The 24,208-nt window shown below is 50.7% G+C and carries 20 protein-coding genes; 17 read left to right on the top strand and 3 right to left on the bottom strand.

Features of this window, described 5'->3' with window-relative positions; genetic code table 11:
• The first annotated feature begins 47 nt into the window (after positions 1–47).
• Positions 48–428 carry a hypothetical protein gene (locus M4D81_RS34710; protein WP_311200684.1) on the top strand — a complete coding sequence of 127 codons (381 nt, stop codon included), beginning with the start codon at positions 48–50 and terminating at the stop codon, positions 426–428.
• A gap of 198 nt (positions 429–626) precedes the next feature.
• Here M4D81_RS34710 and M4D81_RS20015 read toward each other — a convergent pair whose 3' ends face one another.
• Together M4D81_RS20015 and M4D81_RS20010 are read right to left on the bottom strand one after the other, a co-directional pair.
• Entirely contained in the window at positions 627–1,373 is a 747-nt protein-coding gene (locus M4D81_RS20015; RefSeq protein WP_071218955.1) for an SDR family oxidoreductase, read from the bottom strand.
• A gap of 153 nt (positions 1,374–1,526) precedes the next feature.
• Positions 1,527–1,943: a MerR family transcriptional regulator gene (locus tag M4D81_RS20010; protein WP_260067872.1), complete on the bottom strand. Its 417-nt coding sequence runs from the start codon at positions 1,941–1,943 to the stop codon at positions 1,527–1,529.
• Positions 1,944–2,193: 250 nt separating this feature from the next.
• On the opposite strand from M4D81_RS20010, the gene M4D81_RS20005 reads away from it, so the two are divergent.
• The 4 genes from M4D81_RS20005 (at position 2,194) to M4D81_RS19990 (ending at position 5,055) form a co-directional block, all read left to right on the top strand.
• Positions 2,194–3,084, top strand: coding sequence for an RCC1 domain-containing protein (locus M4D81_RS20005; protein ID WP_260067813.1), 891 nt, complete (start codon positions 2,194–2,196; stop codon positions 3,082–3,084).
• Positions 3,085–3,238: 154 nt separating this feature from the next.
• Positions 3,239–3,748 (top strand): DinB family protein, encoded by a 510-nt coding sequence (locus tag M4D81_RS20000; protein WP_311200683.1) that lies wholly within the window; start codon positions 3,239–3,241, stop codon positions 3,746–3,748.
• Positions 3,749–3,772: 24 nt separating this feature from the next.
• Entirely contained in the window at positions 3,773–4,168 is a 396-nt protein-coding gene (locus M4D81_RS19995; protein ID WP_260067811.1) for a VOC family protein, read from the top strand.
• A gap of 527 nt (positions 4,169–4,695) precedes the next feature.
• Positions 4,696–5,055, top strand: a complete 360-nt coding sequence (locus M4D81_RS19990) for a DUF6463 family protein (protein WP_260067810.1) — start codon at positions 4,696–4,698, stop codon at positions 5,053–5,055.
• Between the two features lie 169 nt (positions 5,056–5,224).
• Here M4D81_RS19990 and M4D81_RS19985 read toward each other — a convergent pair whose 3' ends face one another.
• Positions 5,225–6,244 (bottom strand): alpha/beta fold hydrolase, encoded by a 1,020-nt coding sequence (locus tag M4D81_RS19985; RefSeq protein WP_071218961.1) that lies wholly within the window; start codon positions 6,242–6,244, stop codon positions 5,225–5,227.
• 152 nt (positions 6,245–6,396) lie between these two features.
• Between M4D81_RS19985 and M4D81_RS19980 the strand changes: the two genes are divergently transcribed.
• The 12 genes from M4D81_RS19980 (at position 6,397) to M4D81_RS19925 (ending at position 24,151) form a co-directional block, all read left to right on the top strand.
• The gene (locus tag M4D81_RS19980; protein ID WP_260067871.1) at positions 6,397–7,302 is read left to right on the top strand and encodes a LysR family transcriptional regulator; all 906 of its coding nucleotides are present in this window, start codon (positions 6,397–6,399) and stop codon (positions 7,300–7,302) included.
• 360 nt (positions 7,303–7,662) lie between these two features.
• Positions 7,663–10,167 (top strand): heparinase II/III domain-containing protein, encoded by a 2,505-nt coding sequence (locus tag M4D81_RS19975; protein ID WP_260067809.1) that lies wholly within the window; start codon positions 7,663–7,665, stop codon positions 10,165–10,167.
• Positions 10,155–11,117 carry an ABC transporter permease gene (locus M4D81_RS19970; protein WP_260067808.1) on the top strand — a complete coding sequence of 321 codons (963 nt, stop codon included), beginning with the start codon at positions 10,155–10,157 and terminating at the stop codon, positions 11,115–11,117. Before M4D81_RS19975 ends, M4D81_RS19970 begins: the two co-directional genes overlap by 13 nt.
• 33 nt (positions 11,118–11,150) lie before the next feature.
• Positions 11,151–12,026 (top strand): carbohydrate ABC transporter permease, encoded by an 876-nt coding sequence (locus tag M4D81_RS19965; protein WP_071218964.1) that lies wholly within the window; start codon positions 11,151–11,153, stop codon positions 12,024–12,026.
• An 88-nt stretch (positions 12,027–12,114) separates the two neighbouring features.
• Positions 12,115–13,710, top strand: a complete 1,596-nt coding sequence (locus M4D81_RS19960; RefSeq protein WP_260067807.1) for an extracellular solute-binding protein — start codon at positions 12,115–12,117, stop codon at positions 13,708–13,710.
• Between the two features lie 125 nt (positions 13,711–13,835).
• Positions 13,836–15,539 carry a polysaccharide deacetylase family protein gene (locus M4D81_RS19955; RefSeq protein ID WP_260067806.1) on the top strand — a complete coding sequence of 568 codons (1,704 nt, stop codon included), beginning with the start codon at positions 13,836–13,838 and terminating at the stop codon, positions 15,537–15,539.
• Positions 15,540–15,562: 23 nt separating this feature from the next.
• Positions 15,563–16,801, top strand: a complete 1,239-nt coding sequence (locus tag M4D81_RS19950) for a DegT/DnrJ/EryC1/StrS family aminotransferase (RefSeq protein ID WP_260067805.1) — start codon at positions 15,563–15,565, stop codon at positions 16,799–16,801.
• Positions 16,782–18,689, top strand: coding sequence for an NHL repeat-containing protein (locus M4D81_RS19945; RefSeq protein ID WP_260067804.1), 1,908 nt, complete (start codon positions 16,782–16,784; stop codon positions 18,687–18,689). The genes M4D81_RS19950 and M4D81_RS19945 overlap by 20 nt, the downstream gene beginning before the upstream one ends.
• Entirely contained in the window at positions 18,676–19,704 is a 1,029-nt protein-coding gene (locus M4D81_RS19940; RefSeq protein WP_260067803.1) for an alpha/beta hydrolase family protein, read from the top strand. Before M4D81_RS19945 ends, M4D81_RS19940 begins: the two co-directional genes overlap by 14 nt.
• 92 nt (positions 19,705–19,796) lie before the next feature.
• Positions 19,797–21,248, top strand: coding sequence for an extracellular solute-binding protein (locus tag M4D81_RS19935; protein WP_260067802.1), 1,452 nt, complete (start codon positions 19,797–19,799; stop codon positions 21,246–21,248).
• 408 nt (positions 21,249–21,656) lie between these two features.
• Complete coding sequence (locus M4D81_RS19930) at positions 21,657–22,334, top strand: response regulator transcription factor (protein WP_260067801.1); 678 nt, start codon at positions 21,657–21,659, stop codon at positions 22,332–22,334.
• Positions 22,331–24,151, top strand: coding sequence for a sensor histidine kinase (locus M4D81_RS19925; RefSeq protein WP_260067800.1), 1,821 nt, complete (start codon positions 22,331–22,333; stop codon positions 24,149–24,151). The genes M4D81_RS19930 and M4D81_RS19925 overlap by 4 nt, the downstream gene beginning before the upstream one ends.
• Positions 24,152–24,208 lie beyond the last annotated feature (57 nt).

Below are 24,208 nucleotides of genomic sequence, written 5' to 3'. Positions count from 1 at the left end.
ACCTCGACCGGTTTTTGAACGTCCCAGCTGCAGCGAGACCAGATGCAATGGGTGCAACAGAGGAAGTCCCGCAGCCCGCTGAGCTGCTTGAGATTCTCAACAAGCAACAGCAAGTGGCGCCGGCGGCGGAATGGGTGATCCGTTATCTGCGCAGCGGCGGAAAGCCAGAACCTTTATTCAACGTATTGGGTCATGCGCTCCTTCGAGAGGATGCAGAATTCCACACCTTCCAGATGTACGAGGCGGCCGTGGCGGAATATGACCGCTGGGCTTCCGAGTCTGGACCGTTCGCAGAGAAGGCCCGCGAAACGCTGATCCTTGCGGTTACCCGTTATTTGGCGTCGCATGCTCCAACTTCCCGTGAGACGCCGCATACGGCTAAAATTGCATGGCGGCTCCATCGCGGCGAGAAGTTGTTCGAAGAATAATATAGTGAGAATCCCGCTACAACGACTGCAGAGTAGAGGTGTTAGCAGAATCGTCCTTAATCAATATTCATAGCATTGACCTAAAAAAGGCTCTCTTTGAGGGTCTTTTTATTATGATACATATAACAAGGCTGTCGAGGTCTTCTCGACAGCCTGATCTTAAGAAGCTGAATAGCTCTTCGCTTTATCTTGTGAGTATTACCAAGGTTGCTTTGTCGGTCCAATTGTAAATTCATTAACGTTCGTATCTTCTGGCTGATCAATCGCGAATGCGACAACATTGGCAACCCGGTCGGGTGTAATACCATATTGTTCGTACAACGCAGTCATTCCTTCAGAAATATTCTTATCCGTAATCGTATCCAACAATTCCGTGTTAATTGCTGCGGGATATATCGTTGCTGTGCGGATGTTCGTACCTTCTTGGGCTGATTCCATGCGCAACACTTCCATCAAATCCCGCACAGCCCACTTTGTTGCGCCATAAACCGCACCGCCTGGGTAAGCTTTGAGCCCGGCCACGGATGAAGTAGTGATGATATGTCCAGACTTTTGCGATGTGAATGTTGGCAATACTGCGGCGATACCATTCAATACACCTTTAATATTAACGTCAACCATCTGGTGCCACTCGTCTGTTTTTAATTCGGACAGGGGGGAATTAGGCATTAGTCCAGCGTTCAAGAAGATTACATCGACACCGCCAAAAGTGTCTTTAGCTAGCTGAACAAGTTTATGACTATCATCTGGATTAACAACATCTGTTACACGATAAGCAGCATGTCCACCAGCTTTTTGAATTTCCTCAGCCAAGGCTTTTAATTTGTCTTCGCGGCGTGCGCCCATAACAATTCTGGCACCCTTACTTGCCAATAATTTTGCAGTAGCTTCTCCAATTCCGGAAGAAGCTCCAGTGATTATAACTACTTTGTTTTCAATCGTCATCTCGATTCCTCCTTTGAGTATAAATTGAGTGTAAACCATAGAGTTAACTCTAAAGCAAGAGAGGATTTTAACAATTTAGAGATCGGCTAATGTATAAGAAACAAAAGAAAGAGCCACCCGTATTTATCATCTAAATTACAGGAGGCTCATCTATTAGTTAGAAATAGGGATTTCTATTTTATTGTTTTTATGAATATCTTCAGTTCCGGCTTCTAATGCCGTTTTGTAGTATAAGCATTTATGCTCGACCAGTACCATTGTTTGTTTTAGTTCTTCCATCTGTTTTTCCACTATAGCTTTTCGTTCCATAAACATGTCAAATCTTTGCTGCAACGTGGTATCTCCATCTGTCACCCAATCTATGAAGGTCTTTATTTCCTTAATTTGCATACCAGTGGATTTCAAACATTCAATTACCTTTAAAGCGGCAATATCGGATTCTTTAAACAAACGTTGTCCACTTGCCGTGCGTTCAACAAAAGGCATAAGCCCTTCCTTGTCATAGTAACGTAGCGTATAAGCTGTGACATTTAATTCCTTTGCTGCTTCACTGATCGAATATGTCTTCATCATATCTCTCCTTATAACTACTATAGACTTCGAGTTAACTCTATGAATAGGAAGGATAGTATCATAAGGTTTGTATGGATGTCAATTTGCTACCATTGGCTACACCTTCCTTAAAGTCAAACTCTGAAGTATGATGACAACATTATGAGATTTACAGCCATCCCCACAAGGATTATGGGCATATCAAACGAGAACTTGCATGAATGTTGTATGATCGAAGTTAGCAAGAACAAACGAGGAGGAGAGCTTAATGGAAAAGGATGAACTTGGGTTTAGCATGGTATGGACAATTCCGAAAGGTATCATAGCAGCGGATTGTCGTCATACCGTAGGACTTAAATCGGACGGGACGGTAACGGCTGTAGGGGATAATAAATATGGCCAATGTGATGTAAGCGGCTGGCGAGATATGGTGGCGGTAGCGGCGGGGAATGTTCATATGGCGACGAACACAGGTAATGCTCATACCGTCGGGCTTAGATCGGACGGCACCGTGGCAGCTGTGGGTTGGAACAAGCATGACCAATGCAATGTAAACGGCTGGCGTGACATCGTGGCGGTTGCGGCGGGTTGGCGTCGTACCGTCGGGCTTAAATCGGATGGCACGGTGGTGGCTGTGGGTCGAGATCATGAAGGCCAATGCAATGTAAGCGGCTGGCGTGATATGGTGGCGGTTGCGGCTGGTGACTGGCATACCGTCGGGCTTAAATCGAATGGAATGGTGACAACTGTGGGTAACAATCGTTATGGCCAATGTAATGTAAGCGGCTGGAGCGACATTGTGGCTGCAGAGGCGGGGTACCTTCATACTGTCGGGCTTAAGTCGGACGGCACGGTGGTGGCTGCGGGTTTAAATAAGCATGGCCAATGCGATGTAAGCGGCTGGCGCGATATTGTGGCGATAGCGGCGGGTAGTCATCACACCATCGGCATAAAATCGGACGGTACGGTTACGGCTGTGGGTTGGAATGAGCATGGCCAATGCAATGTAAGCGGCTGGCGCGATATTGTGGCAATTGCTGCGGGTTGCGTTCATACTGTCGGCGTAAAATCAGATGGCACGGTGGTGGCTGTAGGCGATAATGAATATAGCCAATGTGATGTAATCGGTTGGCAGGGCATCCAACTGCCCAGTAATTAATTTCCAATATTACAGGATACATATACTATTGGAACCATGCCTGATTTGTGAAATTGCTTGACTCTGAAAAGCAAGACAAAATAGCAAATAAAAAGAAATATTAAATACGCTACTGTAATAGGATGAAGATGAGTTGATTTGATGTTATGGAAAGGTGAGGCAATTGAATTCTTCGGAACTAATCGATGTATACAAGATCAATCTGCAGCAGTATTCCATCGACCAATTAAGACATGTATCTGAACGAGGCGTATGGTCGCTCGGCCAAATGTATGACCATATGATCCTCACTGCTCTCGATTACCTTGACCAAGTGCAAAGATGTGCGTCCATGAGTGAAGTGCAGCTGCAAGGAAAGACAGAGGCTGGCGACCAGTTGTTTTGCGCCGGTTCATTTCCTCCGATAAAAATCAGATTACCGGATGGGCCTGAGAATACCCCAAGTAATTCGGAAACCGTGGATGATCTCATTCGCGGACTTGATACGGTGCTTCAGAGAATGTATGAATGGGAGGAGAACTTACATGCAATAAACCCAAATTATAAAGTCAGACATGAGGGATTTGGGTGGCTCAACGCACGGGAGTGGTTTGATTTGGTTGGTATGCATTTCCGCCATCACTTACGCCAGAAGGCCGAACTGGAACAAAAACTCGAGTTTTAATTATATATGTGAAGGGGGATATGTATGAAAACTTTAGGGTCCTTGAATGTTGATGTGATAACTTTGTTTGTAGAGGATTTGCAAAGGGTGAGGGCGTTCTATCAAGAAGTATTCGGATTATCCGCCGTATATGAAGACGCTGTTTCAGCGGTATTCAACTTCGGAAATATGAGCATAAATCTCCTGGATATTTCTGAAGCATATGGTCTGATCCATCCTGGAACAGTCGCAAACCGAGATTCCGGATCTCGTTTCCAGTTTACCATCCGGGTGGATGATGTAGATGCAGTGTGTGATGAATTGAAACCACATGGCGTAACTCTACTTAACGGTCCAATGGACCGGCCTTGGGGAGTACGCACTGCTGCCTTCATGGATCCGGCAGGACATGTCTGGGAGATAGCGCAGCAATTTACCTAGAGACGAATGAAATGGTCACAAAGAGTTTATTTACAAAATAACTACGGCATTTGCATCTTGACATTGCTACGAAAACGTATTAAATTAGGTGCAGCCACTTACTACGAGTTCGTACTAAAAAGAAGTCGCCGGAATGGGGGCGCTCCTACGTTCGAGGACCGGTATCGCGACCTATCATCCGGTAAAGTCCAAATCTAGGAGTGACTGATTCCAGTCTGGCACTTTATTTTTCTTATTTATTACGAAATCGTACTAAATATTGCAATGACCGTTGCGGCTGCTGATACGTATTGAGTTGAATTGGCATGACATAGCATTAATAGTGGCGCGGATCATCGGAATCGGAGTGCCGTTGATTCATGGCATTCTGACCCAACGGAAGATGGTCAGGCCGTTTGCGAAGTCGGAGGTCACTATTCGCCGAAGCAGTAATCAGATGAATCGTGCCAGGACTCATACAGTTCAGCACATCAACTGGATCCTCGGCGGCAGCGCCTTGATCGCTATGAAGAAAAGGAGGGAGCAATATGGTAAGTGGGGCTAAGCGCCATGTTGGCCTGATGCTTATGTTAACCGGGTTACTGCATGTGATTTATGGACTTTTTGCTTACGCAAGTCAATTACAACCCCTCATCACTGAAGGCTTGTGGGGTACAGTGGCAGATGATCAGTGGGAACGTGGAACCGCGTTCTGGTTCACGATGTTTGGATTTCTGCTAATGTTGCTTGGCTATATGGTGGATTGGCTGATTAAAAAGAAAGGGATCGTTCCTCCCGCAGTTCTCGGTTGGATGCTGCTATGTGTCTGCTTGATCGGCGCTATCGTAATGCCAGCTTCGGGTTTTTGGATTGGCCTGCCTCAGGCATGGCTTTTATTACGAATGTGAAAGGGCACTACAAAAAAGAGGTCAACCAGCAAGTTCTGGTGACCTCATATTACGATCGGGCAGGGTCGTTACTTCATGAGAGTTATGACAGACGAGAGCCATGTTTCAACCATACTTAGAAAATAAAGTTTGAGAAATGAATTGATATTTTGTAGCATCGAGTGATGATTTATCCTTTTGCCTTAAGCGCCAACAAGCGTTTAAGGTTGTCATCAATACATTTATTATCGGCTTGGTTGATACCGCGACCAGCAAAATGTCCCCAGATCGACTCGATCGGATTAAACACAGCATGAGGAATAAGCTTAGCCTCGTATTCGTTATCGTCCGCCGTGCAGAAAAGATCCGTGCTCCCTGGCATCACACACGCAAGTGCTTTGATGCTTCTGAGCGCCTGATCGAAATCTCCGTTATAAGAGGGGTTTGCACTAATATCTGCATGCTGCCCTGTCCATAACATGGCCAGAACATTGTGCGGATCCATCTGCATAAAGCTTTCCTCCCAAAAACCAGCCACAAAATCCGCCAATGCGTCAAATCCCAGCTCACGATAAATTTCCTTTCTGTAAAACGCTTGAGATACTCCCCATCCCGCATAGACACGGCCAACGGCACGCATGTCTGCAGAAGTCAACTGGTCTAGTTTACTTGTATTGGAGCCGACTGCAGCTATGAGTGCAGCTTTCATCCCTTCCAAGACGACATACGTTTGAGGCCAAGTCTTTGCAACACCGGCGAAGGGGGCAATTCGTTCCACCATGTCTGGATAACTTGCTCCCCACTGGAATGCTTGAATGCCTCCCATGGACCATCCAACGACGAGTGCAATCTTATGAATCCCGAATTTTTCGGTGACCAGCCGATGCTGGAACTTAACGTTGTCATAGATGGTTACCTGCGGAAAATTAGCCCGGTCGAATGGGGGAGGCGTGTTGCTGGGTGACGAAGATAATCCGTTGCCCAGCAGATTTGGAACGATAATGAAGTATTCTCTCGGATCTAGCGCCATATCGTTTCCAATCAACCACTCATTCTGAACATGGTGGTCGCCAAAAGCTGTGGGATAGACGATGACATTATCTTTCTTCTCATTCAATTGTCCATATGTCTTATAAGCAAGAAAAGCGTTCGGTAACGTCACTCCGGATTGCAAGGTAACGTCACCCAAATTAAAAATCTCATAATCCATCGTATTGTTTACTCCCTTCAAAATGAAACCATATATTTAAAATGTAGTTCTTGTTGTTAGTATAGTTCCATGATACTCTCAATAAAAGTGAATGGATTTCAAAGCTATATTCAATAATTTTGAAGGTGAAAAGGTAAAAGGGGGATCGTATGATGGAATTGCGCCAACTGAACACGTTCCGCACGGTTGCCACAACTTTAAATTTTAGTCGGGCTGCGGAGGTGCTGAACTATGTCCCCTCCAATGTCACGATGCAAATGAAAGCATTGGAGGATGAGCTTGGTGTTCGTCTCTTTGACCGCTTGGGCAAGCAGCTCGTTCTGACGACTGCGGGTAAGCGTTTTTTGACTCAAGTCGAAGGGGTGCTAAACAAATTGGACGAAGCACGCAGCGTCGTACATGACAATGATAACTTAAGCGGCACTCTAACGATTAGCGCTAACGAAGTTCTTTGCGCCTATCGGCTTCCCGTTGTCTTTCAACGTTTTCGTTCGCGCCATCCGGGCGTGCGCCTCATCTTCCGCTCCGTTCCCAATCAGGAACTCAAGCAAACGCTCTTTGAAGGGATCGCGGATGTCGTCTTTATGTTGGACGAACCTATTCGCTCAAGTGGACTTGCGGTGGAGCCGTTGGTGGAAGAAACTTTCCGATTATTCGCCGCTCCGAACCACCCGCTTGCAAAACGAACTGTGCTGCAGCTGGAAGATTTTCACGGAGAAGTGTTTCTGACGAATGAAAAGGGTTGTCCCTATCGAACCATGTTTGACCGGTCCTTTGAGAAAGAGGGCATTGATAGTATTACTTATTTAGAGTTTCAAAGTGCCGAAGCCATTAAACAATGCGCAATCACGGGAATCGGCATTGCCTTTCTTCCTGAAATCGTCGCGGAAGCCGAAGTTGAGCGGGGCGAACTTGTTGCCCTTCCATGGCAAATTCCGGACTTGCATGTGTATACACAAATGTCATGGCATAAAGACAAGTGGCTTTCACCTATCATATTATCTTTCATAGAAGCAGCAAGGGAGGTTATTGCTGTAGAGGAGGAGAAAACCGTATAGCCTAATATAGCTGTCGAGAGACAAGAACGAACCAAATACCATTCGAAAGTCGCTAAATTAGCGGCTTTTTGTTTTTGAAACCAAGTCCTTATCCTGAAAACGAGGTGAATAGAAAGAGAATAACCATATTGGAATGAGGAAAAGCAGCGAATCTTGTGTAAAAATTTGAATTGACAGATCATTTAAAATACAAGTAATATACATGTATATTAATGAGGATCCGTAAGTAAGCAAGTTGCCGAGAAGGGTATGAACGGAGACTGATCTCCATTGGGTATTGTTTGCCATAAAATTATGACAGCGTTTTCTTGGTCGATTGTACAGGAAGAAACTCACTAATTAACGGAGGAGCTGAGATTGATGCTGCGGATGGAATTTATAAAGCCCTCGCTGCTGGAGACGGGGGAGGAGCACTGGCTGAGCTTCATGCTGGTGGCGCCCTGCGGGAGACTAGAACCCCAATCGGATTCAGCGTATAGAATTACTTGCAGCGATCCGGAGACACTTGGGGTGAACGGAAGTCTGATAACCGGGCTAAAGCCGGGCGAGACGGAGGTATCGGTATACTTCCAGGGCGATAGCCCATCAGCGTGCAGCTGGAAGGTGCGGGTACAGCCGGCAGGTATGGCTTCAGGCATGAAGCTGCATGACCATCCGAGAATATTGTTTTCGGAAGAAGAACTCAAGACATTTCGGGAACGGATTAAGCCGGGCGACGGCCGTTTTTTGAGGATCATCGATGCATCTCGGCTATGGGAGGAATATTTGGCAAAAGCGGACGCCTATGTGGAGGAAGAAAGCTTCGAAGTGCTGTATCCGTCCATATCGGAGCAGTGGAAGGTTGAGCTGCCTCTGACAGAGCCGAAGCGGGCGCCCGAACCGCAAGGCCATACCTTCTTCCCCTTCTGGACGATGTATGCCAGAGCGATTGAGGATCGGCTGGTCGTCATGTCCACGGCCTTCCTGGTGACGAATGAAAGAAAATATGCGGAGCGAGTGAAGGAGCATCTGATGTCCCTGACTTCCTTCGGTAAATGGTATGAGTTTGACGAGCGGGGTGCAGAAGGAAATCTGAGCAACGCCCACCTGCTGCTTGGCGTTTCGAGTGCCTATGATGCTATTCACCGTCTTCTAACGGAGGATGAGCGGCGATCCATTCGCCAAGCCATTCTGGAAAAAGGACTGCAGCCGCTGGCCATCGATATCGGAAGCAGTGATATGCACAATATTGTCGCAGCCAAGCAGGTGGCGATGGTGTACGGTGCGGCGGCGATCATGGATGAGGTCGCGTTTGCCGCCAAATATTTAAACGCCGGACTTACTTATCTTCAGAGCTATCTGGAACGAAAACGGGTGTCCGGCGAAACAGAGGGGCTGCTGTACGACAATGTGGCAGCACGCCATGCCTGGATGGCGGCGGATCTTTACCGGAGAATCAGCGGCGATGACAGCCTGGTTCAGGACCCGTATTTACGGGAAGAGCTTCCCGAGCGTTTTTTTCGGCTGATGGCGCCGGGGGAGGAGAGCTCGTTCCCGAATCTGTCAGATTCATTTTCCAAGCTCGATATCACATACCTCATGGCCATGACAGCTACCCATTACGGCCATCCGGCAGCGGTGTGGTACTTGCAGAAGCATGCTGCGGCATATCACAATTCGCTTCTTTATTTGCGGAAAGAGACGTCCCCGAAGAGCCCGTCAGAGCTGTACGGCGCATGTGCTTCAGCGGTCTTCCGGAGCGTAGGCTGGGCCGCCCTGCGGTCAGGATGGGGGGATGAGGATCATCTGCTGTGCTTCACCTCAAGCAGCTCGGCGAAGGACCATAATCACAGAGACCAGAACAATCTGGTGATCAATGTCGGCGGAGAATGGCTGCTGACCAATCCTGGCTATCAGGATTATGTACCCGGTCCGAAGGCGGATTACACTACCGGCACGGTAGGACACAATTCGCTGCTCGTCAAGGGTCAGGGACAGCTTCACCTGGGAGGAGGCGATCTTCGGGAGGAACTGCTGCTACCGTCATTCGAGGCGGTTGTCGGGGACGCTACCGAAAGTTATGGGGGGCTGCTGAAAGGCTACCAGCGATCTGTCATACATATCGATTCGGCTTATTACGTCGTCGTGGATGATGTGGAACTGCATCAGGATTCAGATGAGGCGGAACTGCTGTTTCATACGACCTCGGCGGTCTTGGACGGTGATGAGCCCAAGGCCCCGGGCGAGAACCTGGAAAGTGACTCTATTGTATTCCAGGGGGAGAAGGCCGCTCTGCAGCTCATGTTCCCCTTTCCCGAGGAGAAGATGCTTTCCCTCCGTGAATACCCCGGGGCGGAGAGCTACGGTCCTTATGTTGCTGTCGGTGGCGCGACGGGAAAAAGACGGCGGTTTCTCACGCTGATCAACCCGCGATTCCAATATGGTGAAAGGCTGGAAATCCGTCAAAAGGAACAGAATGCCGGCAGCCTTACCTACGGTTTGACGGTGGTAAGGCAGAATAGGGCGGAGGATATCTGGCTGTTCTGCGCTGACGCGGCTGAAGCACGCTACCGGGGCATTACCTTCCTGGGAGTTACCGCCCGCATCTCCGGTGCCGGCAAGCTTCATTTGTGGAAGGCGGAGCGTCTGTCCGGTGGGGACATCGCTTTCGAGGCGGAACTGCCTCTAAGCATATACACCAATGCCCGCGATTCAACCTGCTTCGTGCATAATCCCCATCCGGTAGAAGTTCTCTTCAAGCTGAAGCTGATAACTGCCGGCGTAGAAGTCGAACAAACCACGCCACCCGGCTATTATGAATGGGATCTTATGAACATCGGCAGAGGTGCTCAGGCGGAAGGGAGAGAAGCAATGTGGAAACCGTGACTTCAAAAATCAATAAACCGGCTCCTGCCAAAACGAGCACATGGAAGCGAATCCGAACTCGAATGTGGAGGGACCGTTATTTGTACCTCTTGCTGCTGCCGGGCCTGCTCTATTTTATCGTGTACCGGTATCTGCCCATGCTGGGCATATCACTTGCCTTTAAAGAATACAGTCCGTTCCGGGGATTTGCTGAGAGTCCTTGGGTCGGATTCGCGAACTTTGCCCGGATTTTCGAAAGCTCCGAGGTGATCCAGGTTATCTGGAATACCCTGACCATTTCCTTTCTGCAAATCGCGTTCGCATTTCCGGCACCGATCTTTCTGGCCATCATGCTGAACGAGGTGGCCAATCCGCTCTTGAAAAGAGGGCTGCAATCCATCGTTTACATGCCGCATTTTCTGTCCTGGGTCGTGGTGGTCGGCATCGTGACGATCTTTTTCCGCAATGAAGGTCTGGTCAACGATGTGCTCCGCGAGCTGTTCGGCCTGCAGCAGACGATTCCTTTTCTGACCGAACCTGATTATTTCCGTGCCTTTCTGGTGCTGGAGGTCATATGGAAGGAAGCCGGCTGGGGAACGATTATTTTCCTGGCGGCGCTGGCAGGCGTTAACCCGGCTCTGTACGAGGCGGCTGTCATGGACGGCGCTGGACGCTTCCGCCAAATCTGGCATATTACGCTGCCCGCCATCCGCAGCACGATCATTATCATGCTGATCATACGTCTCGGTGACGTGCTGGAGATCGGCTTCGAGCAGGTGTTCCTTCAGCTGAACGCCTTTAACATGCACATCGGCAATACGCTCGACACCTTTGTGTATTACAAGGGTATTCAACAGTCGGACTACAGCTTCTCTACCGCGGTCGGCGTATTCAAGGGACTGGTCGGTCTCGTGCTGGTCATGGCCGCCAACAGGCTGTCCAAGCGTTTTGGCGAGCAGGGCGTATATTAAGCGATTCGATTCTTTCAGAGAGGAGATCGACACATGAAGCAAAAATCCATCGCGGACCGTTTGTTTAACGGTGTGAATATCAGTCTGCTGCTTGTCATATCCGCGGTCATGCTATTTCCGTTTGTATATTTGTTCTCGGTTTCATTTTCCTCGTTCGAGGATTTTCTGGGCAGCAAGCTGCTGCTTTGGCCGTCCAAGTGGACGACCGATGCCTATGAATATATTTGGGCCTCCAGAACGTTCCGGCAGGCGCTGCTGAACACCTCGGTGGTTACCGTGCTTGGCACCATCGTCAATCTGTTTTTTACGGCGACGATGGCATACGCCTTGTCCCGTCCGATCGTCGGTCAGCGCACCGTTATGTTTATGGTCGTATTTGCGCTCCTGTTCTCGGCCGGCATGATTCCGACCTATCTGGTCGTGCAGGAAACAGGGCTGCTTGATTCCATCTGGTCGCTTATTCTGCCGGTGGCCATTGCGCCCTTCAACCTGATTGTCATCCGCCAATTTTTCATGAACATCCCAAGCGACATGATCGAGGCAGGTATTGTGGATGGCGCGAATGACCTGCAGATTTTCGGGCGTATCATCCTGCCGCTCTCGAAGCCTGCACTGGCGGCATTCAGCCTGTTTTATGCAGTTACGCACTGGAACAACTATTTTGCGCCGATTCTGTACATCAATGATCCCTCCAAATGGACGATTCAGGTGGTGCTGAGACAGATAGTGGTGGTGGGGGAAACGACAGGCACGCTCGGGGGGGATAATATGTTCCTCGAAAATCCGCCTCCGCCCGAGACGATTCAGATGGCCGCCATTCTGATGGCGACGCTGCCGATCCTGATCGTGTATCCGTTCTTGCAGAAGCACTTCGCCAAGGGCGTCATGCTGGGCGCCGTCAAAGGTTGATGACTTCGCACGGCCGGACCATGGCGGCTGTCGAATGAATCATAGATGGAGGTCACACTCCGACATTGATATGAATGGGGGAAAGCTCATGTTAAAGAAACGCAGACTTACCGCAGTCATGGCGGCCTTGCTCTCTATCAGCCTGGCTGCATGCGGAGGCCAGCCGAAAGCGGAGGAGCAGCCGAAAGCCCCGGCTTCGGGAGATAAGAGCCCGGCGCAGGCGGATCCAAAGTTTTCGATTACCGCAATCGATTTCCGGTATGGCGATCCGCCGCCGACTTCAAGTCCCGGCATTGACATGATCAACGAGAAATTCAATGTGGACTACAAGCCTGTTTTTGTACCGAACACCGCTTTTGATGAAAAGATCAACGCTGTATTCGCATCAGGTCAGATTCCGGATATGATCGGTTTAATGTCGACCGACTTGAAAAACCGCTACAACAAGTTTGCGAAGCAGGGTGCGTTTTTGGACCTCGAGCCGTACATCAACGATTATCCGACCTTGAAGGCCGTGCCCGATTACATATGGGACTCCATGCGAGTAAACGGCAAAATTTATGCGATTCCACAATATGCCCCGAAGTATCAGGTGGTACCGGTGATCCGCAAGGATTGGCTTGATAAGCTTGGCCTGAAACCACCGACCAATTATGAGGAGCTAAAGGAGGTAGCGCTGGCGTTTACGAACGGAGATCCGGACGGCAACAGCAAAAAGGACACGTACGGGATTGCCATCGGCCAGGATATTAATCCAAACTTTAACCAGGGACCCTATTGGGACCCGGATGCCTGGTACCATCAGGATGCGCAGGGCAACTACATCCCGGGCATAATCGGTGAAGGCCGCCGGGAGTTTATTACGATGCTGTCCGAGCTTTACAAGCAGGGAGCCATGACGAAGGACTACGCGATCCTGAACTGGGGAGACACGAACAAGGAATTCTATTCCGGCAAGGCAGGCATCTTCATCGGAACGCCGCGCGGCATGTCACAGGACTATATGAACGGGCTGCTGGCGATACATCCCGAAGCCGAGTTTATACACCTGGAGCCGTTCGAGGACCCATACGGAAACAAGGGACTGACGGCTGGAGCAGGGTATAATGGCCTTACCGTGCTGAGCGCTAAACTTGAGGATGAGCCGGAAAAGCTGAAGAAAGTGCTGGAAATGATCGATTTCGGCCGCAAATTCTATCCGCAGGATCAGAAGAATGAGAAGAACGCCGATTTTGATTGGTGGTCAGGCAAAGTCGGTTCAGGTTACGTTATGCAAGACGGAGTGCCTGTCTTCAACGAGAACTTCGGCAGAGACGGCCTGGGGCCATCAACGTATTATGTTGATAATTCATCTTGGGTACCGCAGGACTCGGACAATGTATATTCCATTACGTATCAGACCAAACAGCTGGTGGATCTTGTAGCCGCCATTGAAACGATGTACAAGGATATGAAGCTTTATATCAACCCGATCAATGGATTGGAGTCGCCGACGGACAACGAGAAAGGCGCAGAACTGAAAAAGTATGTCATGGATGAGCAGGTGAAAATGATTGCAGGCACCCGTCCCGTGTCCGATTGGGATAAACTGGTTCAGGAGTACATGGACAAAGGCGGAGCCCAGATCGTCCAGGAATACAACGCGAATATAAAAGAGAAGGATCCTAAAGCACTTTTTAAGTGAGATTGGTTAAAGTGACGCTTTATAAATGATCTGTAGAACGGCGGGGCAAATCATTTTGCCCCTGTTCTGCATTGGATGACAGGCACCTATGCGAATGCGAGCAGGGGAAGGGGGAGAGATGTATCATGAGAAAGACAGCCAAAATCGGTCTATGGTTTAACAAGCGGTCGGCGGAGTACCTCTGGAGACACGGCCAGGACCAGTTTCAGCTTTATGTGGAGGAGGTGCTTGGGCATGCCGGCATTCCTTATGCAAGGTTTGATGATGCCGATACCCTTGAGTCCTATCATCCCGATATCATCGTCGTGCTGCACGCTGGAGAGAAGGAAGAGGATCTGAACCGACTGGAGCAGTGGGCCCGACAGGGTGCGACGCTCATCAGCTACGGTGGATTGAATCGTATGGCCGGCCGGCTGGGCTGTACCCGGTTTGCCATCCGGGATGCGGTGTATGGCGATCTGTCGGGGTTAAAATATGCGCAAGGCATTCCGGTTCTGAGGGCGGTAATCAGTGATCCGTGGATGGTATCGCAGACATCTGTCATGCCGGTTGAAGCAGACGGCGTTCTGCGCCGGCTACGGAAAGATGGTGCCGAGGCGTCCGCGGCCGTCATCAAGTTCCCGCTCGGCGGCGGACGGCTGATCCGCTGGAACGTGGACATTCCTGCGAACATCGTCATGCTGCAGCAGGGCGGAGGGCCGGTCGTGCAGGACGGCATACCTGCTCCGGACGGAACAGGAGCGGTGGACGAAGGCATTCTGAAGGCGGATGACCGGTGTGAGCTGGACTGGAATGAGGACCGCTCGGTGACAGAGACCGGGATGCCTTATTTTGATACGCCGTATGCAGACTGGTGGCGCGAGGTGATTGTCCGCCAGCTAATGGAGGAAGCGGATGCGCTTGGATTGTCGCTTCCGTTTCTGGATTATTGGCCGGAAGGCGTCCAACAGGTGGCCATGATTTCGCACGACAGCGACTTCAACGTTGAGGAGGCGGCCCGAACGACCTTGAGCGTGCTTCAGAATAACGGCGTCCGATCGACCTGGTGCATGATCGAGCCGGGATACTCTCCCTCGTTGTACAAGGAAATTCAGGCAGCCGGGCATGAGCTGGCTTTTCACTTCAATGCTTTGGAGCAGGAGAATGGCATATGGAGCGCCGAAGAATTCACACGTCAACTGAACGTGATCCGGAGCACCAGCGGATCGCCAATCGTATCGAACAAGAACCACTATACCCGGTTTGAGGGCTGGGGAGAGCTCTATGAATGGTGCGAGTTGAACGGCATTGAAGCGGATCAGACCCGGGGGCCGAGCAAAAAAGGAAATGTCGGCTTTCCGTTCGGTACCTGCCACCCCTATTATCCTATCGCTCGTTCTCATGAGCGAAATCGGCTTTACCGGGTGCTGCAGATCGGCTTTCTGACCCAGGATCTGGAGCATCCCACACTTTCGGATGTGTCGGTGATTGCCCCGTTTCTCGAAAAGGTGGCGGAGGTCCGCGGCGTCGCTCACTTTCTGTTTCACCAGCAGCATATCCATAACCTGGAGCAGGTCCGGCATGCGCTTTCGCTTGCCGTCGAAACCGCGAAGCGTCTTGGTTATGCGTTCTGGACGAGCGAGGAGATCACTCGATGGGAGCAGGCCAGAAGATCTGCGGTACTGCGGGTCGGCGCAGACGGAATCCTGATCGCCGAGAATCTTCCGCAGGGAGCGGTATTGCGTCAGCCTTTGAATGCGGAGGCGGACCCGTCAGCTTCACGGACGGAAATTCGCTTTGGGCGCCCGTGTGCAGAAGCGGCGAGCAGCGTGAAAACAGCAGCTGAATAACGACGATGAGGAGGAATCAGATCGTGGAAACGTTAGCGATTCATGGCGGAGCGCCCGTCAAGACCGGTCCTTTTGGCACAGGTAAACGATTCGGGGATGAGGAGGCCGCGCAGCTGCTTGAGGCGCTGGAGCAAAACACGCTATTTTATCATTTCGGCTCCAAGGTTAAACAGTTTTTGGCCGATTTCAATGCGATGTACGGCCGGGAATACAGTGTGGCGACATCCTCCGGCACCGCAGCCCTTCATGTCGCGCTTGGTGCGGCTGGCGTCTCCGTAGGGGATGAGGTCATAACAAGCCCGATTACAGACCAGGGAACGCTGATCGGCATTCTGTATCAGAATGCCATCCCGGTGTTTGCCGATCTGGAGCCGCACACTTACAATTTGGATCCGGCTTCGGTTGAGGCGCGCATCACACCGAGAACCAAGGCCATTATCGTCGTCCATCTGGCTGGATATCCGTGCGATATGGATCCGATCATGGAGATCGCGAGAAAGCATGGCATCAAGGTCATTGAGGATTGCGCACAGGCCTATATGACCCGGTACAAGGGCAGGCTGACCGGGACCATCGGAGATTACGGCTGTTTCAGCACGAATGATTTCAAGCATATTTCCACTGGGGACGGCGGCATGGTGCTGATCAATTCGGGAGCGCGCGAGGATTACGAAACCGCTCACGCCTTTGCGGACAAAAACTATCGCCGTCTAGGCACCACGGTTGACCGGGGAACGAGTTATATTGCACCGAATTACCGGATGACCGAGCTGCAGGGAGCCGTCGGAATCGCTCAGCTGAAGAAGCTGCCCTGGATATGCGAGCGGCGTAAGCAATACGGGGACCGGCTCAATGAAGGATTGCAGGGAATTCAGGGTGTCATTCCGCCGCAGGTTGACCCGGAGCATCACTGTACATACTGGTTCTACATGCTGCGGCTTGACCTGGATCAATTGACCTGCAGCCGCGAAGAGTTTTGCAGAGCGCTGGAGGCGGAGGGCATCCCGAACCGTGCCGGCTATATCCCACAGGTATGCTATTTGCAGCCGCTGTTCCAGAAGCGGCAGGCTTATCCGGGAAGCCATTTTCCGTTTGACGGCAGCAGCGTTTCCTATAAACCTGGCCTGTGTCCAGTAGCGGAGGAGATTCTGGTCACGGCGGTTCAGATTCCACTGAACGAATTCTACTCGCTGGAGGATATTGAGGATATTATTCACGCAGTTGCCAAGGTGGGTGCTTGCTATGCCAAAAGAGATGAGTAATACGGATAAAACGGGCGGCGGTAAGATGCCGGCGAGGATGGGGGCTTTTGAGCGGATCGGCGTTCCCGCGGACGTGGATGAGAGCCGGTCAGCGGCGGTCTGTCGTAGAGACGACGGAGCCGAACGCATCGTAATCGCAGCCCGGGGATACGTGCTGATTGTGGATCCCGAGACGGGAAGCTGCAGCCAGCTTTATTTTCCGGGGGGCGAGGGCCAGTATCCGTTCGCGTCGGCCAGTGACCCACGGGGATGGTTCTATACGGGAGCAGGCCGCTATTTTTACATTGTAGATCCGTTCACTCCAGCATTTGTTGGACAGCACCGGGTTCCTGAAGGGGAAGAGGAAGCGGGATTTGCGTTTGCCGTTAAGGGGGATGGACGGGTTTACGCCACAACGTACCCGGGAAGCTATCTGGTTGAGCTCGACGCTTCGTCGGATTCATCTCGCACGTTATGCAGGCTGGATTCCGAGAGGAAGTATGCCATGACGCTAGCATGCGGAAGCGGCGGGAAGATCTATGCGGGACTAGGCACGACATCGTCGGCCATCGCCTGCTTCCATGAAGAAACCGGCGAGCTGGAGATATTGCTCGAGGAACCCCCGGATATGCCCGGCAGCGCTGCCGTTCTCCAGGGCTGCAACGGCTCTGTTTACGGCTGGCTGCCTTCAGGAGAGAATGGAGACGGACGATGGTACCGGCTGGGCGAGCACGGGGTGGAGCCAGTGCCGGCGGAGGAAGTCGGTCCATCCCTGTATAAGGGAGCAGGTTACAACAAGCTGCATCTGGACCTTGACGGCGGTCGAACGCTGCTGAAATGGCAGCTGTCCGACAGGCAGGTCGTCATCATGGAAGCGGACGGGAGCTTGAGCCGGATACCGCTTGCTTACAAGGGAGGCGGAACACCCCTCTCCCCGCTGTATGGAGGCCCGGACGGCATTTTGTACGGCACCTCGAACCACCCGCTTCATCTGTTTACTTATGATACCACAGCCGGACGTCTGACCGATTGGGGCGGCGATATTGTGAAGCGGGGAGGCGGCGGCAATATAGCCGCTTATGCGGCTCAAGGGAACATCATCCTGGGTGCGGCATATGCAGGCGGCATGGTCCATCTGCTGGATACGGCTAAAGATTGGAATACGGAAGAAGGACCCTGCCGGAATCCTAGGCTGATCTATGAAAATGCCGCTGTCCACAGGCCGAGATGTGCGGCCGCGCATCCGGACGGCCGTCATGTTCTGTATGGCGGATTTCCCGGTTATGGTGCCACAGGCGGCGGGCTCGGCATCGTGGATGTGCAGGCCGGTCAGGTGGAGATGCTAGAGCACCAGGAAATTGTCAGCGGGCAGAGCACGATTTCGCTGGCGGTACTGCCGGACGGCAGGGTATTCGGGGGCACCAGCATTGAAACACCTGGCGGTGGGATAAGCAAGGCGGGGGAAGCGGCGATGTATGAGTTGAGTTGGCCTGACCGGAAAGTGATTCGGCGCTGGGTGCCGATCCAAGGAGCCAAAGAGATTGCTCAGCTGGCTCCCGGCGTGAAGGGCATCCTGTATGGACTGACCTCGGAATCGGTATTTTTCGTTTATGATGCTGACCTGAAACAAGTGGTTCACTGGAGCGATCTTTCTACATGGGGCCGTATTGTTCGGCAGGGGCTGCTCATGACCGAGCGGGAGGGCCGTCCATTCCTCTTGGGTCTGCTGAGCAGGGCTTTGTTCACCGTGAATCCTGTAAACATGGAGCCAGAGCTGCTGGACCGGCTTCCGGCTGAAGCTACCAGCGGGATCGCCTGCCTGAACGGAGACGTGTATTTCGGTTCCTTTGCTGAGCTGTGGCGGTATCGGCTGGAAGAGGAGGGTAATTCATTTTATGAATCGGTTTAATGGGAACATGATGCCGCTATTAGAGGGTATACATACCCTTGATGCTTGGATGGAGAAGGAGTCCAGACTGAGAGAGCGCTGGCTGCAGCTGTTGGGGGAGCCCCCGGGGCCGGTTGATTACAAGCCGAAAGCGGCCGCAGACAGCGGTGGCTTCCGGGTGATATCAGAGCATGACGAGGAAGATCACACAAGACTTAAGATCGTTTACCATTCCCATGAAGGGGATCCGATCCACGCTTATCTCCTGCTTCCACATGGAAAGCCAGCTGAGGGAGGTTATCCCGCTGTTCTGGCTCTTCATCCGACAACCGAGAACGGAAAAGACGATGTATGTCTGCCTTCCGGTCGGGAGAATCGGCGGTATGGCCTGGAGCTGGTTCAGCGCGGATTTGCCGTGCTGGCACCGGACTCCATCACATTCGGCGACCGGGTCTACCCAGTGGAAGAGCCTTTTCAAACCGCACCGTTCTATCGGCAGCACCCCGCGTGGACTGCGGTTGGTAAAATGCTCTCCGACCACATCACGGCAGTCGATGTGTTGTCCTCGCTGCCGCAGGTAAACTCCCACCGGATCGGCGTCATCGGTCATTCGCTGGGCGGCTATAATGGCTGGTTTCTGGCCGGAATGGATAAACGCATCAAGGCTGTCGTCTCGAGCTGCGGGTTTACGATGTTCCGCGGTGATCCGGAGCCGAACCGCTGGGGGCAGCGGGAGTGGTTTTCCCATATCCCTTCCATAACGGACAGCCTGAGTAACGGCGATCTTCCATTCGAATGGCATGAAATCGCGGCGCTTGCGGCTCCGGTGCCGATGTTGATGTGGTGCGGGATGCGAGATCCGATTTTTCCGAACTGGCGTGAGATTGCATCGGGTCTTGGGGAACTGGATGGCTTGTATGATTTTCTTGGCGCTTCATCTGCTTTCGAATGCTGGATCGGTCATGAAGGGCATGACTTCCCGCCGGATATCCGCCAGCGTGCCTATGCTTTTCTTGAGAAGAAGCTTGCAGAGTAAAATATATACACGTTCTTTAAGCGGAGTACATGGAATCCTGATGTTCCTCATGATATACTGATTGTTATAGACATGTATAGGAGCGGTATATATTGTTACGTAGAAGAAATGAATTTCATGAGCGTTATGAACGCTTTGTCCAGGAATTGAGAAATGAAATCGTCTCAGGTGTTCTGCAGCCGGGTGAATTTATTTTGCCGGAAAATACGCTTAGCCAGAAGTATGAAATGAGCCGGGTATCGATCCGGAAGGCGCTGGATGAGCTGGTGAACGAAGGACTGATCGAGAAGATTGCGGGCAAGGGCAACCGTGTGAAGGAGCCGGATGAGGACAGAACGCCTGTCGTACTGAGACTCGCCTGGTTCTCTTCCTCCTATGAGATTCCGATTATCGAGAAAATGATCGAGGCATTTGAGCGGAAGCATCCGTTCGTTCAGGTGGAAATGGTGCTGTACGCCGAGGACTTCTACACCGAAACCATCATTCGGTCCATTGATGACAGTCAGGGCCCCGATCTGTTTATTATGTCGGATCAGCATTTCCGGGAATGGACCGAAAGCGGGCGAACGAATCTGCTGACAGGATATGTTCCTCCTCGTCTCAGGGAGGAAGGGGTCAGCTATCCGCGGGTCTTCGAGCTGTTCAATCATGAAGGCGACATGCTTGCGGCGCCGTTCGTCTTCTCTCCGGTGGTCATCTGCTACAACCGTTCGATCTTCCGTCAGCACGGCCTGCCTTACCCTATCAGTCTTGGCGACTGGAAGGAGCTGCTTGCGGCGGCCAAAGCCTGCACATCGGCCCCGGACGAAGACGGAATGACCGATCATTACGGCTTCTGCTTCTCCTCGTCTCCAAACCGCTGGCCGGTCTTCCTGCTTCAAAATGACGGCAGCATCATGGCTGCAGACCGCAGCCGGAGCACGATGGCGGATCAGCGGAATATCGAAGCTTTGGAGTTTTGCGTATCGCTTATGTACAAGGAGCATGTGTCGCCGATCTTCTCCCATGGTAGCAGCCATTTGGCAGAGAGCCTCTTTATGAAGGAACGGGTTGCCATGATCATGTCCACCTATTATTTCATGAATGAATTCCGTGATCATTCCATCGACTGGGATGTAATGACACTGCCGAACGGCACCAAGCCCGCAACGATGCTGCTTGGAGGGGGGCTGTCGATCAATGCTGCGAGCAGTCATCGGAGTATCGCCGAGAAACTCGTGGATTTTATGACAGGTGAGGAGGCGCAGACGCTGCTGAAGAAGCACGGCTGCACCATTCCGGCTTTGCGGTCGGTGGCCGAGGATGACCGTCTGCTGAATCCGGACATTCATCCGCAGCACTATAACCGTTTTCTGGAGGTGCTGCCTCACGCTTATCCGCTTCATACCCTCAACCTGAGCCAATCTGAAATATTGACGCTGCTGGATGAACTGAATCTGCTGTGGGCCGGCATGGAAACCCCGGCGGATACCTGCACCCGAATCGAGCAGCTGTTCAACAGCCGCCTCGGCCTGACGGGCGCCGGTACGGGAATGGAGAAGTGAACGAAACTCTTATTCCGTCTCATTACGTCAGGTAGCTTGAGCGGTAATTAAATGTATGAAGGAACTTCATGGCAGGATGCCGAAATTGTCAGATGATTCAGATGACAATGACATATGGATTTTGAAAGCCGCATAAATTGCGGCTTTTTTCAGTTGTAGTATTAGTTTTTTTCTAATTGAACGACAAGAGTTTAAGACGAAGCTTGTTACATAATCACTCCATATTGATCTTGTCTGCACCCGATCTTGATTTCTCTATTCTATGATTAGTCCCAAAATAGATTAGAGTTGTGTCTTAGATGACAACGTTTGTCTAGTATTTGAAAAAGTGTTACGATCCAACTGAAGTACACACTGGTGAGTATTAGGGGCTAATGCTCATGCTCATAAAACTTGAGAGGTTGTCACATGTCTAAAACAATAATGATTGTAGAAGATGAGCATATTTTACGAGAAATCATAAAAGATTATTTGCTTGAAGAAGGTTATGAAGTGCTCGAAGCGGATGATGGCAGAAAAGCTTTGGCGCTATTCCAGGAACATGAGCTGGATCTGATCATTCTGGATATCATGCTCCCTGAATTGGACGGATGGTCCGTATGCAAACGCATCCGAAAAGTATCTAACGTTCCGATTATCATGCTGACGGCCCGTTCGGATGAGGATGATACCTTGATGGGTTTTGAACTGGGAGCCGACGACTACGTAACCAAACCGTACAGCCCTCCAATCCTGCTGGCACGGGCGAAGCGGCTTTTGGAGAGCAGACAGACTCGGGAACAAGAAGACGATACACTATCAAGCAACGGTATTTCCATCCACTTTCCATCCCGAACGGTGGCGGTGGATGGGAAAAACTGCAGTTTGACGCATACCGAATTTGAAATTCTGGTTTATCTGATGAAAAACAAAGGAATTATTATAACCAGAGAACAGCTGATTACAAAAATCTGGGGCTATGATTTTGTCGGTGATGAGCGTACGGTCAACAGTCATATCCGCAATCTGCGTTCCAAGCTGGGAGAGCACGCCAAGCATATTGCTACGATCGTTCGATCAGGTTACAAGTTCGAGGACAAGTTATGAAACAAGGCATTGTTCTTAAGCTGTTTCTATTTACGACGGGATTATGCTTATTTATTCTAGCTATTATCTTTACCTTGCAGACCGTATTTTTCAAACAGTATTATGTTCATCAGAAAGTGAAGGACGTGAGCGCGGCGCTTCAGGCTTACGAACAAGACTACCTGAATCAAACAACGGACACACAGGAGACGGCAAAGCTAGAGCAAGATTTTTATCAAAAGCATAACATCTGGGTTACGACTGTGGACACCCAAGGTAATTTAAAGTACACTGATGATTTCTTCATGGAAGTCAAGCTAAGACATTCGGATGAAACCATGTTTTCCAATAAAACGATGACCATTCCTCTGTATAGTGTGATCGACGTAGAGGACTTCAGCAGTGATAATCCGTTCCTCACGCCTTGGATTAAAGAAGGGGAAGAGATCGCCATGGAAGGTTTGATTATGAATGGCCAGCCGGTGATCCAGCGTATGGGAAGGGGCAATTCTAACCTAAGAGATGAAAGCCAGCTGGAAAATCGGCAGATGGTGAGGAAAGAAGGCGAGGTCCTCAATCGATATGCTAACGCATTCCAATATCGTGAGAAATATCCCACATTTCTGGTCGAGGGAACCATTATGAAGGTCCAGTTACCGGAAGGCGCAGGGGTCTCGCTTTATACCAATCACTTGTTGCTGGACCGCATCAAGGCTTTCCAAGCGGATCTTTTATACGGCGACTGGAAGGATAGCAAGAACCCCAATCAGATCGTAGATTATAAAGAAAATGATGTGAATTACATTATTTTCGTGAATCGCATCCAAGATCGCGACGGAAATCCCGCATATCTGTTCGCGATGGCGTCACTTCAGCCGGTTAATGAAGCCGCAGGGATGATCAAAGAATACTATGTGTACATCATTATTACCACTCTGCTTCTCGTGGTGCTGGCATCGTTCTATTATTCCCGTCAGATCACTCGGCCGCTGCTGCGCATCAATCGTACCACACGGCAAATGGCAGACCTTGATTTTTCGGAGAAAATCCCCATTACAACGAAGGATGAAATCGGGGACTTATCACGCAACATTAATGAGCTCTCCGAGCGTCTGCACTCTCATATTCTTCGGCTTGAGCAGGACATCGAGAAAGAAAAGCAGCTGGAGAATACGAGAAAAGAATTTATATCCGGCGTGTCCCATGAGCTGAAAACTCCGTTAAGTGTTATTCAAAGCTGTCTGGCCATTATGAAGGACGGGGTGGCAAGCCATAAAAGGGATTATTACTTTAAGGCGATGGAGGACGAGGTCAAAAGAATGGATCTTCTGATCGTGGATATGCTGGAATTGGCCAAGTATGAATCCGGAACATATACCATGGACATGGATTCCTTTTATATCGACACCGTTATCGAGCGGGTATGTACAAAATTGGCTGCGGACATCGATTCAAAGCAGTTACATCTTGATATGTCACTGAAGCCAGTCGAAGTTCTGGCAAATGAGCGGCGAATGGAGCAGGTCGTTGTCAATTTCCTTAGCAATGCGATTCGCTATACACCGGAGCAGGAGTCCATTCTCGTCAGTATCTTGGAAGATGGGGACACCGTTAAAGTATGCATCGAAAATAAAGGAGCCCACATTCATGGCGAACAGCTTGAGAAGATCTGGGACCGGTTTTATCGCGGCGAGCCTTCCCGAAAACGGTCGACTGGAGGGACCGGGCTGGGCCTTTCCATCTCCAAGAAGATTCTGGAAATGCATGGTGTCCCATATGGTGTAACCAACACTCCTAATGGAGTCCTATTCTATTTTCATTTGAATAAGAAAACGTAGAACCCGATTCTGCGCTTTTTTAATTGAAGAGTTGTTCTTGAAGGTCTCTTATGGACC

The sequence above is a fragment of the Paenibacillus sp. p3-SID867 genome (assembly GCF_025142895.1).
In the GTDB taxonomy this organism is placed as follows: Bacteria; Bacillota; Bacilli; order Paenibacillales; family Paenibacillaceae; genus Paenibacillus_AQ.
The sequence above is the reverse complement of the archived record's forward strand: the minus strand, read 5'-3'. Positions and strand labels throughout refer to the sequence as shown.